Source organism: Xenorhabdus bovienii, from assembly GCF_024721015.1.
Taxonomy (GTDB): domain Bacteria; phylum Pseudomonadota; class Gammaproteobacteria; order Enterobacterales; family Enterobacteriaceae; genus Xenorhabdus; species Xenorhabdus bovienii.
Map to the genome: position 1 here is coordinate 34,488 of NZ_JANAIF010000005.1, position 13,378 is coordinate 47,865.

The following is a 13,378-nucleotide window of genomic DNA, read 5'->3' on the forward strand; positions in this document are numbered from 1 at the left end:
TAGACCTTAAATGTAGAAACGGTGATAAAAAGCTATCCGCTGATTACCACCGTTTTTATTTCAGACAATCATCAACGCTGAGCTAACTGATCCGCATTAAGACGGGCATCTTCTGCCTGACAAGCCGCAGCGGTAAACAACACGTCAGTGGAAGAATTCAGGCCAGTTTCAGCAGAATCCTGCAACACACCGATAATGAAACCGACCGCAACAACTTGCATGGCGATTTCATTGGAAATACCGAATATGCTGCACGCCAGTGGGATCAACAGCAAAGAGCCACCCGCTACTCCCGATGATCCACACGCACCAATCACAGCAACCACACTCAGCAAAATCGCAGTTGGCAGGCCAACCGTCATGTCCAGTGTATTGACTGCCGCCAGCGTCAGCACCGTAATCGTCACCGCTGCACCCGCCATATTGATGGTTGCCCCCAATGGGATAGAAACTGAATAGGTATCCTCATTCAGTTTCATGCGGCGACACATTGCCATATTAACGGGAATGTTAGCCGCAGAGCTGCGGGTAAAGAATGCTGTCACACCACTTTCACGCAGGCAGGCAAAAACCAACGGATAAGGGTTGCGGCGGATTGTCCAGTAAACAATCAGCGGATTGACCACTAAGGCAACGATAATCATACAGCCAAGCAGAACGGCCAGCAGTCGAGCATAGCCAAGCAGTGCTTCGAAGCCGGTTGTGGCAATAGTTGAAGCCACCAGACCGAAGATCCCGATGGGTGCTAGACGAATAACAACACGCACAACCTGTGTGACGGCTTCAGCCAGATCCTGCACCAAAGATTTGGTCGATTCCTTGGCATGACGTAAAGCAATACCTAAACCAATTGACCATGCCAGAATGCCAACATAATTGCCTTTTAATATTGCATCAATCGGATTAACAGCGACGTTGAGCAAAATCCCCCTCATGACTTCAACGATATTGTCTGGCGGTGAAATTTTGGCATCATTAGTCACCAGTATCAGCGTTGACGGAAACAACGTACTGCCGATAACCGCCACGACCGCTGCACCGAATGTTCCAATCAGGTAAAGGAGCAAGATCGGGCGAATACTGGTTTTTTGTCCTTTTTTATGGTTTGCAATCGAGGACATCACCAATATCCACACCAACACAGGGGCAACAGCCTTCAGAGCACTCACGAAGAGAGAGCCAAGCAAATCAGCCGACTGAGCCGCAGAAGGTAACAGCCATGCCAATAATATCCCTGCAATTAATCCAATAATAATTTGAGTGACAAGACTTCCCTGTACAATATACTGCACAAAGCCTTTTTGTTGTTTTTCCATAGCCCACCCATTTGGTATTTTTTGGCTCAATGAGCCTGTTGTTTTTGTGTTTGCTTCCCCGGTATAGGGAAATGAAAAAAACTAAAACGAATAATTAATTGAAATATACAGACAACACAATGTTTGATAACAAATTGCTTACATTTGTGTGATCGGAATGGCAATATTCTGATTACAACCCTACAACGGTGTGGTGTGAAGCATAATAAAAAAACAGTAATTACTCTTTTTATTCAATAAATTATATTGAATCATCATTTTAACAACAACGATGAGAATCTGTACTGTCTCCAATATTATTAATGGGTTACTTTTCGTCATCAAATGACACGACAAGGTCTGTTTGGCTGATAAAAAACATAAATTCAAGCAGTCCACATGATAAATAGTTAAATCATGCTGTTTTGGGAAAACTTCACCCAATAATTAATCAATTGATATATGTCGAAGAATTTACTTTTACATTTGAATGAATGTTCAATTGGTCACCAAAATTTCCTGTTTCGCTACTGCTGATTTTGTTAGAGTGTCCCTGTTAGTTCTTATGCCATCTTGCAAGAAGCTCAAGGGTATTTTATGACAATCGGTACTTAATATTTTGTATTTTCAAAGTACCCAACAGAAATGCACCAGAAATGCACCATAAAAGTAAGATGTAATCCTTAATCCGCGTTTTAGGAACATTTGATGGAAATTGTAACAGACCTAATTTATGCACTTTGGCACCAAGATTATGAAACACTGGCTAACCCATCATTCGTATGGGCAATCTACATCCTGCTATTTACGATCCTGTTTCTGGAAAATGGGATATTGCCTGCGGCTTTTTTACCGGGCGATAGCCTGTTGATATTAGTTGGCGTTTTGATCGCAAAAGATGCCATGAGCTTCCCCGCGACGATATTCATTCTCACCGCCGGAGCAAGCCTTGGTTGCTGGGTGGGTTATCTTCAGGGACGGTGGCTTGGTAATACCAAATTGGTTCAAGGCTGGCTGTCACATCTTCCCACTCACTATTACCAACGCGCGCACAATCTGTTCCACCGCCACGGTTTATCCGCACTGCTGATCGGTCGTTTCCTTGCCTTTGTCAGAACCCTGCTGCCAACACTGGCAGGGATTGCCGGGCTGAAAAACGGACGTTTCCAGATTTTCAATTGGTTAAGTGGGTTCCTGTGGGTCATCATATTAACTACTTTAGGTTATGCTCTTGGCAAAAGTCCTCTTTTCCGTCAATACGAAGAATATGTGATGAATTTTCTCGTTCTGTTACCACTGGGTTTGCTACTCATTGGCTTAATTGGCAGCCTGACGGTCATCTGGCGTAAGAAACGCGCTAACCATCCCCCTCAGTAATATCCTGTCGTGAAAATTTTTCTCCTGCCAATACAAAGGCTGGCTTTTCCCTGTGGTATCGAGCCAAAACATACCACAGGGTATTGAACCTCCGGCAAATTTCCTTCTCAACTGACCTTCCTATTCCTTTATCCAATAGCTAGCCGTCAAACAGAATTTAAGATTAATCTCAGGAAGAGCAGGATGATTTTTGACATCCGTACTTTAAACTCTTTATAAAAGCGACTATGTTAGAAATTCATCCATCGTACATTTCAGGAGCATAATATGCCGCAGAAGAAAAACTCTGAAGATTTACGTACTGAATTGCAATCCCTTGCGGATACGCTGGAAGAAGTTCTCAATAGTTCCAGTGACAAATCCAAGGCTGAATTGGAAAAACTACGCAGTAAAGCAGAAAAAACGTTGAAAGATGCGCGAGTCACACTCAGTGACGTCAGCGATAAGTTGGTCGATCAAACAAAAGAAATTGCAGGCCGTACAGATAATTACGTCCGTGATAATCCGTGGACAAGTATAGGAATCGGTGCGGCAGTTGGTGCCGTGTTGGGTATTTTACTGGCAAAACGCTGAGATGACCCAACCACCCCGTTCACAAGGCCCTGGCAAAGGGATATTTGATACTTTACAGCGAGTGGCAGCGATTGTTGTTGGCATGGTTGAAACCCGTATCCGACTCATAGCCGTTGAGTTGGAAGAAAATACGGCCACGCTGGTACAGTTGCTGCTGCTGATTGGGTTCACGCTATTATTTGCGACCTTTGGCCTGATGTGCCTGTTAATATTGATATTCTGGGTCATCGATCCTGTTTATCGGGCAACGGCAATGGCCATTACCGCAGGAATTTTGCTGATTCTCGCCGTGTTTAGTGCATTATGGACGATCAGGAAAACCAGAAAGCTGAATTTTTTCAATTCAACCCGTGAACAGCTAAAAATAGATCGCAAAATGCTGGAGGATGACCATCATGAATAAGTCACAGCGACAGCAGCGAGAATGGCGAAAACAACAGTTATTACTGGAAATACAGCAGCAACGGCAATCACTTTCAGAGTGTACCCAACACTGGCTTGATATCATTCAGGCTTATGACAGAGGCTGGCAGACCCTGCTTGCCTTCAAGCCTTATGTCGCCATTGGCTCGGGTATCGCACTGATCTATGGCATATGCCATCCCATGAAGTTTTATCGCTGGTCACGCCGTATGGTTAGCCTCTTGGGATTTATTAGGGGGTAATAGACATAGGTGGGAACAACTTACGCATGAGCCAGCAACGACAAGGTTATATGCCGATGTAGTATTTGGATAGTTTCTCTCAAGTAGGGGTTTGAGAACCAACGGGGCTATTAATAGCCATTTACATGGGGTCAGGCCTCATTAATTAAGCCAGAAGATTACGAGTAGCAGACATAAAAGTGTGAGCACATCGGTCATACCGGGTCGCGATGCGCTTCCAGTCTTTGATTTTTGCAAACATGTTCTCTATTTTGTAGCGTTGTTTGTAGAGTATTTTATCATAAGGTATCAATCTCAGAGATCAGAAGAACTGGCTTCAAAGTTTTTCCCATTTCGCTGTCTTTCGCCGCTTCATTGATCTTATCTAGCGGATAAAACTTAATCAGTTCGTCAAATGGAAAACGTCCCTGCTGGTAAAGTTCAATAAGCTGCGGGACAAATATCTGCGGGATGCTATCGCCTTCCACGATGCCGCGAATACTGCGCCCTTTTAAAAGCAGATTATTCACGTCAAATTCAGCCTTTGTGCCAAGTTTAGGTGCGCCAACAACACCAATAATACCAAGGCTGGCAAGCGTTTCAATCGCCTGACCAAGAACATCTGTCCGTCCCGTTGATTCAAGCGCAAAATCTGTCCCGCTACCAGTGATCTCAATAATCGCGGCAACAACATCTTGTTCTTTACTATTGACCGTATGGGTTGCTCCAAGTTTTTTGGCCAGTTCGAGGCGTGAAGTGACAACATCAACCGCGATGATCTTGGTTGCACCAACTACTCGTGCGGCCATAACAGCACTTAACCCTACTGCACCCGCACCAAAGCTGACAAAACTGCTGCCCGGTGTGACTTTCAGCGAATTCATGACCGCACCTGCACCGGTTTGAATACCACAGCCAAGCGGCCCCAGCATTGCAAGTGGTGCTGTCTTAGGCACTTTAATCGCATTATTCTCCTTTGCAATCGTATAAGTAGCGAAGGACGATTGTGCAAAAAAATGATCATGCAAAGGCTGGCCATTCATGTCTTCAATTGCTGTTTGACCAGAAAGATCCGAACCACCAAAGTTCAGCCCAAAAAAATCGTCGCAATAGGCTTCATGCCCCTCAGAACAATGGTGACAATGGCCACAGGCACCATAAGTAAGAACCACATGATCGCCCACTTTTAATGTCTTAACCTGAGGGCCGACTTCTTCAACAATGCCAGCGCCTTCATGACCCAGCACTGCGGGTAGTGGAACAGGGTAATATTGATCGCGCACGATGAGGTCTGTGTGACAGAGTCCTGTAGCGACCATACGGACAAGAATTTCATTATAACGAGGGCCGCGGATACGGGCAGGTTCTATAGTAAAATCTTCGCCTTTTGAGCGTGTAACGGCCACTGTAATATCATGCAATTGATTCGTCACGGTCATAATTTTAGTTCCCTTTCTATAGAAAGATTGAATCGCCCCGTGTTTACCGGAGGGTTATTTGTTTATGAATTATGCGACCATATTAAGTTTGGCGGTTATATCAAGTTTGTCTAGCTTTGCTTAGGTGATTTTTTCTTTTTGGGATTTTCCCCTCAAACCCCAAGTAGAGAAACTATCCAAATTTCACTGGCGAGGTTAAAAGATATTAAAAATAAACGCTTCAATTCGTAGTTATTGATTTTCATCACCTAATGAAGACAGTTAAATCAGGTATAAGGATGTCGTTATCATGGGATGTTTCTGGGTTTACGCTCTATCAGGTGGCCTGTGCTATCGAAATAACGGCTTGGCCAAATTTGGGAAGGGGGCATCTCAAGTTGGTTAGCAATGATCCATTCTCCTTTTGGCCAAGGCCGAATTAGGGTATTGGCTAATGTGGATATTGCGACGTCATTTACGGAGAATATCATTGATGCCTATGGTTTTGGCCGATTGGCGAATGAACTCAGTAGTAATTTTGGTGTGAGAATTACTGAATATGTTGATAGGTTTGGTAATCGAAACATAAAGTTAATAGGTCGAACAGGGGTTAGGAATTTTTTAACAGCTACCAAATACGGTGTGAATCATTGGAAAATGATAGATATGGGTATAGGCTCGCAAGGAATACGAGATGGTATAATAACTGGAGCAAGAAATTGTATTTTTGTTGCTGCTGCTTATAGAACTATTGAGTTAGTGCTCAGGGATGAATCCGATATTTATAGTTTTTTTGGAAATATCACTATGGGTGTAGCAAAAACAGCCGTTGGAGTTTTTGCAGGTATAGCAGCTAGATCTATTGCAATGGGTTTTTTGGCAGGTGGCACCTATGTCCTTGCGGTATCTTTTGGTGTTTTCGTTTTGGGTATTGTTGTAGCTTACGGATTATATTATCTTGATAATAAATATGGGATAAGTAAAAGTTTGATAGAGTAAATGAGAGAGAATGAACTAAGTGTAGCTGAACAAATGGGTTATCAGAAAAAGTCGTTCGGTTATCCTTATCCGTGGATAAAGTAGTATGTTCTTTTTTTCGGTAAATTTTTAATGGAATATTAAAGGAATTAGCATGGATAATAAGAATAGATTTATTATTATAGTAAGTGCGTTTTCTTTTCTTATAATGATGTCTATTGTTACATTTTTTATTTTTGAAGATATCGTGAAAATTTTTAATATGGATGAAATTGTTACATTCTCATGGAGAACATTTACATTTTTTTCTCTTATCCTTTTCTTCTTTATTTTTGCATCATTCCTGTTTATTATGTATTGTCTTTAAGGATGCCAAAAAATAATAACATGTTTATTAAATACCTGTTGTTGATTAGTGTGTTTGGCTTAATTTTGAGCATTCCTATATCTTGGTATTTGGACTATAAATTTAAGAGTTTAGGTTATTCAGTCTGTTATAAATTATCATGGAATGCACCAAGTAAATATGTAAAAGATACAAAATTATGTAACTAAGCATATATAAAATATATGCTTAGCAATATTTTATATAAACTCGGTATTCCCATATACTATATGCGGAAGTTCCTGCTGTTACATGGTTCCATGAAATGGATTTATAATTGAGGACAACTTTTTCATACGGCATCTTATCATGATCATTTATTGAGTGAGAGTAAACACAGGAAAGATCAGTGATCGTTGCTTCTGTGATTTTGACTTCATAAAAAAGTTCTAATTGTCCTGTCTGGCTTGTTCTATAGAAAATAAACGCACCATTTAGTGATTCGTTGGAATCTATAGCCATTGCTAATAATGGGGAGGATTTGTCTATGGGTTTGACAAATTAAGATCCTTTTGGTGAGGTTGTAATCTTTAGTCTTGAAAAAAACCATCCTTATAGGAGTGGTTTTCTCAAGATTGAACAGTCCTAGTAAAACTGCTCAATCGTGGTAACAGGCTTGAACAGAAGCTGTCACCTAAAATGTTCTTCTAATGCATCCTTAAAAATACTAATTATTTCATACTCACGACACGTATCTTGTACAAGCCTGTTACCGAGGCTACTACCATCGTGTCTGTCGGGGTTGGGATCATGCGGCTAGTTACCCGACAAGGCGCAGCAGTAGGACTGAATGGGGGGTTCGTGCATACAGGAGTCACTTGGGAAAACGGATAAAATAGCATGACAATATTTAAATAAATCTATATTTTCAATAAGTTAAATGGACATAAAGAAGGTTCATTTCTTGCATAGAATACGTGTGTAATACATTGAACGAGCGTTAATACTATTTTTCAGCTCTCGACTCTTTCTCATTCTCTTTCAAATCCTTTTACGTATGTTAAGTAATTCCTTCAAAAAAACTGCAATAAATTGTTAATATTCCTTACTATCAACAAATAACATCTCTCCCTAGAATACCTGACATCAACTTATGATTAACAAATTGTGCTTTTTAGCTCATTTATTAGTCATTGAAAATATAAACAGACATTTTATTATCATTGCCTTCTGTATCTTGGAGACGTTCATGAAAAAATTTGAAGATAGTGGCCTGCTGACGGCGCGCATTTTAATATCAGTCCTGTTCATTATCGCAGGATATGGGAAGCTGGGTGATGCTTATGCGGGGACACAGCAGTTCATGGAGGCAATGAAGGTTCCGGGAATTTTACTGCCACTCACTATCTTACTTGAACTGGGTGGTGGCCTTGCCGTACTGTTCGGTCTGCTGACGCGTACCACTGCAATATTTACGTTTATTTTCTGTATTCTGACAGCACTTCTGTTCCATAACGATTTTTCAGATGGTATGAACCAAACGATGTTCCTGAAAAATATGGCTATAGGTGCAGGTTATCTGCTACTGGCGATGATGGGGCCCGGAAAATTCAGTATTGACCGCGTACTGAATAAAAACTGGTAATTACCAGCCATTTCAAAATTATCCTCTATTGCGAAAAGCCCCTGACTGTCGATTCTCAGTAAGGGGCTTAATTTCATTGATATTTTATTGCTTCATAAACAGTTTGGGTATTTCACGCAGGCACCACGACTTGGCCTCGCCCATACTATCGCGCCGCCAGGCCATGATGATGTTGGTTTCATGGCTGTATTCCGAACCAATAACCCGTAGTCGTTTTTCGGCAATGTCCTGCTCTACCATCGGGTATGGCATCGTTGCTACCCCCAAACCCGCCAACAGTGCACGACGTTTGTCCTCCAGCGTACTGACAGTTAATCGCGCTTGTTTATCCAATAATTTCACTGTCAGCACAGGGCGCTCCCTTGCCGTATCAGCAACCGCTATTCCACGGTACTTGACCCGCGTGGCATCAGACAAAGGTTCGGGTTCATGGTGGATAGGATGATCCACACTGGCAACATAGACGTTATTGATGGAATAAAGCGTGCGTGAATTGATTTCCGCAGATGGCCTGAAATGGATATCTGGTGCGATAACAATATCAGCATACCCCGTTTCCAGCCGTTCCCAAGCCCCTGCCAACACTTCCGTCATTAATGAGAACTGTGTATTCGATTTTTTCGCCAGTTTATCCACAAGGGGGAACAGCGATACAACGGGAAACAACGCCTCACAGACGATAGTCAGGTGAGTTTCCCATCCACGGGCAAGGGCTTCTGCATCTGCCGTAAGCTTATCTGCTGCTTCGAGCAGTAACCGCCCCCGCTCCAGCAACATCCGGCCAACATTGGTAAATTTCGTGCGATGGCCCGATCGATCGAACAACACAACATCCAGCTCATCTTCCAATTTCTGCATGGTATAGCTTAATGCAGAAGGCACCCGCCCTAATTCATCCGCCGCTGCCGCAAAACTTCCCCGTCGGTCTATCGCATCCATGACGCGCAGGGATTCCAATGTAAGCGCTCGTTCTTTACCCATCTTTTTCTCAATCAGTAATTTTGAATATAGTAACCAGATTAACTGGCTAACATTTCAACGTCCAGATAATTAAGATCAAGCAAAATTAGGTTTATACCCAATAGATTTCAAGCTGCAACTTGAAAGATGACGGGCATATTGGCAAGGAGATGACGGTCATGATAATAACTAGAACAGCAAACCAATGCGGTAAAGCCGATTATGGCTGGCTAAAATCCCGCTATACTTTTTCATTCGGACACTATTTCGACCCAAAATTTTTGAACTATGGAGCACTACGTGTCCTTAATCAGGAAGTCCTTGCGCCTAAGGCTGAATTTCAGCCAAAAGCGTATCCCCACGTCGATATTCTGAATATTATCCTGCAAGGGGAAGCCCAATACCGTGACAGTGAAGGAACTCATATTCATGCACGCCAAGGAGACTGCCTGCTGTTTTCCGCCCGTCAGGGTATTCGCTACAGTGAGCATAATATCAGCGATGCAATCCCACTGACACGCCTGCAACTCTGGCTCAATGCCTGCCCGGAACAGGAGCCACAACCGTTGCAACGCACAGTACTGCCAAACCGACCATTAACATTACTGGCCTCTCCCTCGTCAGAAAACAAGAGCATGTACCTGCGCCAACAGGTATGGGTAAGCTATCTGGTGATCAAGGCCAGTGATACACAAACTCTACCTTTACGGGGAAAAAATGCTTATCTGCAATCCATCCGTGGCAATGCAAAGATCAGCGGCAGCAATCATGCCAACGTGGAAATCAAATGTGGGGATGGGGTATTTATTCAGGAAGAACTGCTGCTAAAACTGCGGGCAGACACACCATTTCAGGGGCTGCTAATCGATTTGGGTGGCTGATTTTCATACTCTGACAGCACATTTTCATCTGCCCTGAAAATGCCCTGAAAAGAATAAGCCCTATAAAGCCAAAGCTCTATAGGGCTGAATCTGGTGGAGTTGACCGATAAGCCGGGTTCTGTCGTGGACAATCATTCATCTAGGCCAGAACTTGCGCGCTGGCTCAAGCAACCTACCCGGGTTCAGTACGGGCCGTACCATGTGAACCTCTATTTGGTCTTGCTCCGGGTGGAGTTTACCGTGCCACGGACTGTTGCCAGCCGCGCGGTGCGCTCTTACCGCACCCTTTCACCCTTACCTGATCCCACCCTTATTTTTGCAAACAAAAGTGGGCCATCGGCGGTTTGCTCTCTGTTGCACTAGTCGTAGGCTTTCACCTCCCAGACGTTATCTGGCACCCTGCCCTGTGGAGCCCGGACTTTCCTCCCCTTTACATCTCCCGAAGGAGAGCGGTAAAGCAGCGACTGTCTAGTCAACTCCGGCGCGGATTATAAGGGGTTTGATATCCGATGTATAGGCCTTTTCACGCACCTTCTTCGATTTGCTCAAGGGCATGGCGATACAGTGCGTTTTTCTTCACGCCATGAATCTCCGCCGCCAATGCCGCTGCCTTCTTCAAGGGCAGCTCTTTTTGCAGCAGTGCCAGTGTCTGTAGGGCTTCTGGCGGCAGGCAATCTTCCGCCGGTTTACGATAGCCTTCAACAATCAGTACCATTTCTCCCCGGCGACGGGTTTCATCTTCTCTGATCCATGCCAAAAGCTCACCCACAGGCATGCCCTTAATGGATTCCCACGTTTTGGTCAGCTCCCGCGCCAGCACGACATAACGATCAGCGCCCCACACTTCCACCATATCTTCTAAACTGTCCAACAGACGATGTGTCGATTCATAGAAGATCAGCGTTCGCGGCTCCTGCGCCAAATCGCGCAGTGTATCCCGGCGTCCCTTACTTTTTGCCGGCAGAAAACCTTCGTAGCAAAAACGATCGGAAGGCAATCCGGCAGCAGACAGCGCGGTGATCGCCGCACAGGGACCTGGCAGTGGAACCACATTAATGCCCGCTTCACGGCAACGGCGGACAACGTGATAGCCCGGATCGTTGATTAATGGTGTTCCTGCATCAGACACGAGAGCAATGCTCAAACCTTGTTCTAATTTCGCAAGTATTTGATCTGCTTTCTGCTGTTCATTATGATCATGAAGTGCGAACATGCGCGCATTAATGGCAAAATGTTGAAGCAATAGGCCAGTGTGTCGCGTATCTTCGGCTGCAATCAGATCAACATGTTTAAGAACTTCAAGTGCGCGCTGAGTGATATCCCCAAGGTTTCCGATAGGGGTTGGCACAACATATAGCGTGGATGTCGTAACCACTGCTCGATTGGTTTGATTCATTGTTTCATCCGAATGACCGATTTAAAATTGAGCATCTTTGAAAAAAACATCACTGGATACAGTATGCTTCCCTCAATTTTTGTGCGTTTCAAAACTGGTTTAGTCTGCACAGCGCTGCTGTCGACTATGATTATTGCAGGGTGTACCACGCCAGAACAGCAAGGGCAACCACCTTCTAAGCCACAAGACAAGATCAGCGCAGAGATTAACCGCTATCAGTCCATTATTGATGCAGCTCACAATCAACCGTCTTTGGATGTTATCCGCGCTTATATTGCGCTGGAAACACATACCGCAGACGACGCTGCTCACCAGAAAAACATTGATGATACATGGCAGGCACTGACGCATCTTTCCCCGCAACAGTTGGGCGAACTGGTGATTAATGCCAGTGAGTATACGCTTCAGGGTTGGCTCGACCTACTCAATGCCTATCTCGTCAATAAACAAGATCTAGATAAGCTACGTACTGCCATCAATGACTGGCGTACCCGCTATCCAGATAACCCGGCTATGCGGAGCTTGCCCACTTCGCTGCAACAAATGCTGCTCAAGCCAAAGGACAGCCATGCCATTATCGGGCTATTCCTCCCCCTGAGCGGTCAGGCAAAAGTGTTCGGTGAGGCAATCCGCCAAGGCTTCCTTGATGCACAAAAAGGACTGCCACAGCCAACTTTGCCTGTAAATGCTACCGTATCAGCGCCAGAAGCAGGGATAGCAGCAAATACGACTGAAACGGCTGAAGCCGCACTATCATCTTCTCCAGCCTCAGCAACTTCAACCACTATTGCTGCTGCCCCGGTCAACGATCAGCCGGTGAAAGTTTATGACACCAACAGCCAGCCACTTGCCAACCTGCTGGCACAAGCTGAACAAGATGGTGTTACGCTGGTCGTTGGACCATTGCTGAAACCGAATGTGGAGCAATTGGTACAAATTAATACGCCATTGAACATTCTCGCGCTCAACGAACTGGACGTTTCACAATCGCGGTCTAATATCTGCTATTTCTCCCTGTCTCCTGAAGATGAAGCTAAAAATGCGGCTTTGCATCTCTGGCAGCAGCAAAAACGCAATCCATTGGTATTAGTGCCACGTACCGAGCTAGGTAATCGGGTAACCAAAGCCTTTGCAAAAGAATGGCAGAAATTGGGTGGTAATGTGGCTTTGCAACAGACTTTCGGGACACTGAGTGAAATGAAGCAATCCATTAATCGTGGTATGGGCATTCGTCTATCTGGTACGCCCATTCCAGTCAGCGCTTACCTGCCAGATGCGGATGCATCACAGCTCAAAACGAACGGAGCGGTGATCGCCACAAGCTCCCCTACAAATTCTGCCAGTGGTGCCGTCGATGCCGTTTACATTGCAGCGACAACGGATGAACTGACCCTCATCAAGCCAATGATCGATATGGCAATCAGTTCCCGTAAGAAACCCGCACTCTATGCTAATTCACGCAGTAATAAGGCGGGTGTAGGGCCGGATTTCCGTCTGGAAATGGACGGTATGCAGTTTAGTGACATTCCATTGCTGACAGGCGTCAATTTGCCATTAATGCAGCAGGCAGCCAGTAAATTTGCCAATGACTATTCCCTGATGCGTCTCTATGCCATGGGCATAGATGCATGGTCACTGGCTAATCAGTTTACACAGCTACAGCAAGGCACCGGATTCCATATGAAGGGGGCATCGGGAGAGCTTTCCGTCACAAATAATTGTACAATATTACGCCAGCTGGCGTGGATGCAGTTTAATAATGGCCGTATCACTATCGAGAATAATGCGGCCAATAATATTGACGCCACTGTCGACAACACCGTTAATAAAAGCACTGACAGCAGTAATTCAGTACAATTAATGCCGTAAGTAACATAAAAATGGGC

13 protein-coding genes, 1 other RNA gene and 3 pseudogenes are annotated in these 13,378 nt (G+C 44.4%); 9 read left to right on the forward strand and 8 right to left on the reverse strand.

The window, feature by feature from the left end:
• Window positions 1-71: 71 nt before the first annotated feature.
• Entirely contained in the window at window positions 72-1,316 is a 1,245-nt protein-coding gene (gene sstT / locus NXS07_RS02630; RefSeq protein WP_038215153.1) for a serine/threonine transporter SstT, read from the reverse strand.
• Between the two features lie 687 nt (window positions 1,317-2,003).
• On the opposite strand from sstT, the gene NXS07_RS02635 reads away from it, so the two are divergent.
• The 4 genes from NXS07_RS02635 to NXS07_RS02650 all read left to right on the forward strand — a co-directional run bounded on the left by NXS07_RS02635 (window position 2,004) and on the right by NXS07_RS02650 (window position 3,910).
• Window positions 2,004-2,672: a DedA family protein gene (locus tag NXS07_RS02635; RefSeq protein WP_038195531.1), complete on the forward strand. Its 669-nt coding sequence runs from the start codon at window positions 2,004-2,006 to the stop codon at window positions 2,670-2,672.
• Window positions 2,673-2,939: 267 nt separating this feature from the next.
• Window positions 2,940-3,245, forward strand: coding sequence for an ElaB/YgaM/YqjD family protein (locus NXS07_RS02640; protein ID WP_038195529.1), 306 nt, complete (start codon window positions 2,940-2,942; stop codon window positions 3,243-3,245).
• 1 nt (window position 3,246) lies between these two features.
• Window positions 3,247-3,648 carry a phage holin family protein gene (locus tag NXS07_RS02645; protein WP_258086119.1) on the forward strand — a complete coding sequence of 134 codons (402 nt, stop codon included), beginning with the start codon at window positions 3,247-3,249 and terminating at the stop codon, window positions 3,646-3,648.
• The gene (locus tag NXS07_RS02650) at window positions 3,641-3,910 is read left to right on the forward strand and encodes a YqjK-like family protein (RefSeq protein WP_038205709.1); all 270 of its coding nucleotides are present in this window, start codon (window positions 3,641-3,643) and stop codon (window positions 3,908-3,910) included. Before NXS07_RS02645 ends, NXS07_RS02650 begins: the two co-directional genes overlap by 8 nt.
• Before the next feature lie 145 nt (window positions 3,911-4,055).
• Here the strand turns inward: NXS07_RS02650 and NXS07_RS02655 are convergent.
• From NXS07_RS02655 to NXS07_RS02665, 3 genes and pseudogenes are all read right to left on the reverse strand, one after another.
• A pseudogene (locus NXS07_RS02655) lies at window positions 4,056-4,193 on the reverse strand (IS5/IS1182 family transposase); the annotation flags it as partial.
• Complete coding sequence (locus NXS07_RS02660; RefSeq protein ID WP_258086120.1) at window positions 4,189-5,328, reverse strand: NAD(P)-dependent alcohol dehydrogenase; 1,140 nt, start codon at window positions 5,326-5,328, stop codon at window positions 4,189-4,191. The pseudogene NXS07_RS02655 and the gene NXS07_RS02660, both read right to left, overlap by 5 nt.
• Before the next feature lie 287 nt (window positions 5,329-5,615).
• A pseudogene (locus tag NXS07_RS02665) lies at window positions 5,616-5,768 on the reverse strand (helix-turn-helix domain-containing protein); the annotation flags it as partial.
• Between NXS07_RS02665 and NXS07_RS02670 the strand changes: the two are divergent.
• Together NXS07_RS02670 and NXS07_RS21785 are read left to right on the forward strand one after the other, a co-directional pair.
• Window positions 5,764-6,306, forward strand: coding sequence for a hypothetical protein (locus tag NXS07_RS02670; RefSeq protein ID WP_172664646.1), 543 nt, complete (start codon window positions 5,764-5,766; stop codon window positions 6,304-6,306). The pseudogene NXS07_RS02665 and the gene NXS07_RS02670 sit on opposite strands and share 5 nt — an antisense overlap.
• A gap of 264 nt (window positions 6,307-6,570) precedes the next feature.
• Complete coding sequence (locus NXS07_RS21785; RefSeq protein ID WP_080717448.1) at window positions 6,571-6,840, forward strand: DUF1240 domain-containing protein; 270 nt, start codon at window positions 6,571-6,573, stop codon at window positions 6,838-6,840.
• Window positions 6,841-6,859: 19 nt separating this feature from the next.
• Here the strand turns inward: NXS07_RS21785 and tssD are convergent.
• Window positions 6,860-7,171, reverse strand: a pseudogene (gene tssD / locus NXS07_RS02675) (type VI secretion system tube protein TssD); the annotation flags it as partial.
• Between the two features lie 688 nt (window positions 7,172-7,859).
• Here tssD and NXS07_RS02680 point away from each other — a divergent pair.
• Complete coding sequence (locus tag NXS07_RS02680; RefSeq protein WP_238098655.1) at window positions 7,860-8,255, forward strand: DoxX family protein; 396 nt, start codon at window positions 7,860-7,862, stop codon at window positions 8,253-8,255.
• Between the two features lie 84 nt (window positions 8,256-8,339).
• On the opposite strand, the gene NXS07_RS02685 is transcribed toward NXS07_RS02680, so the two are convergent.
• On the reverse strand, window positions 8,340-9,236 hold the full coding sequence (locus NXS07_RS02685; protein WP_038192562.1) for a LysR family transcriptional regulator: 897 nt from the start codon (window positions 9,234-9,236) through the stop codon (window positions 8,340-8,342).
• Between the two features lie 158 nt (window positions 9,237-9,394).
• On the opposite strand from NXS07_RS02685, the gene NXS07_RS02690 reads away from it, so the two are divergent.
• Window positions 9,395-10,096 (forward strand): pirin family protein, encoded by a 702-nt coding sequence (locus NXS07_RS02690; protein WP_258086121.1) that lies wholly within the window; start codon window positions 9,395-9,397, stop codon window positions 10,094-10,096.
• Between the two features lie 91 nt (window positions 10,097-10,187).
• On the opposite strand, the gene rnpB is transcribed toward NXS07_RS02690, so the two are convergent.
• Both rnpB and rsmI read right to left on the reverse strand, forming a co-directional pair.
• Window positions 10,188-10,576: RNase P RNA component class A (rnpB, locus tag NXS07_RS02695), an RNA gene on the reverse strand.
• 43 nt (window positions 10,577-10,619) lie between these two features.
• A complete protein-coding gene (gene rsmI / locus NXS07_RS02700) occupies window positions 10,620-11,492 on the reverse strand; it encodes a 16S rRNA (cytidine(1402)-2'-O)-methyltransferase (RefSeq protein ID WP_038223149.1) in 873 nt (290 codons plus the stop codon).
• 63 nt (window positions 11,493-11,555) lie between these two features.
• On the opposite strand from rsmI, the gene NXS07_RS02705 reads away from it, so the two are divergent.
• On the forward strand, window positions 11,556-13,361 hold the full coding sequence (locus NXS07_RS02705; protein ID WP_258086122.1) for a penicillin-binding protein activator: 1,806 nt from the start codon (window positions 11,556-11,558) through the stop codon (window positions 13,359-13,361).
• Window positions 13,362-13,378: the final 17 nt, after the last annotated feature.

What these genes read in the sequence shown, in the direction of transcription:
- sstT (WP_038215153.1), bottom strand. Translation starts at nt 1,316, where the DNA reads ATGGAAAAACAACAAAAAGGCTTTGTGCAGTATATTGTACAGGGAAGT.
- NXS07_RS02635 (WP_038195531.1), top strand. Translation starts at nt 2,004, where the DNA reads ATGGAAATTGTAACAGACCTAATTTATGCACTTTGGCACCAAGATTAT.
- NXS07_RS02640 (WP_038195529.1), top strand. Translation starts at nt 2,940, where the DNA reads ATGCCGCAGAAGAAAAACTCTGAAGATTTACGTACTGAATTGCAATCC.
- NXS07_RS02645 (WP_258086119.1), top strand. Translation starts at nt 3,247, where the DNA reads ATGACCCAACCACCCCGTTCACAAGGCCCTGGCAAAGGGATATTTGAT.
- NXS07_RS02650 (WP_038205709.1), top strand. Translation starts at nt 3,641, where the DNA reads ATGAATAAGTCACAGCGACAGCAGCGAGAATGGCGAAAACAACAGTTA.
- NXS07_RS02660 (WP_258086120.1), bottom strand. Translation starts at nt 5,328, where the DNA reads ATGACCGTGACGAATCAATTGCATGATATTACAGTGGCCGTTACACGC.
- NXS07_RS21785 (WP_080717448.1), top strand. Translation starts at nt 6,571, where the DNA reads ATGGAGAACATTTACATTTTTTTCTCTTATCCTTTTCTTCTTTATTTT.
- NXS07_RS02680 (WP_238098655.1), top strand. Translation starts at nt 7,860, where the DNA reads ATGAAAAAATTTGAAGATAGTGGCCTGCTGACGGCGCGCATTTTAATA.
- NXS07_RS02685 (WP_038192562.1), bottom strand. Translation starts at nt 9,236, where the DNA reads ATGGGTAAAGAACGAGCGCTTACATTGGAATCCCTGCGCGTCATGGAT.
- NXS07_RS02690 (WP_258086121.1), top strand. Translation starts at nt 9,395, where the DNA reads ATGATAATAACTAGAACAGCAAACCAATGCGGTAAAGCCGATTATGGC.
- rsmI (WP_038223149.1), bottom strand. Translation starts at nt 11,492, where the DNA reads ATGAATCAAACCAATCGAGCAGTGGTTACGACATCCACGCTATATGTT.
- NXS07_RS02705 (WP_258086122.1), top strand. Translation starts at nt 11,556, where the DNA reads ATGCTTCCCTCAATTTTTGTGCGTTTCAAAACTGGTTTAGTCTGCACA.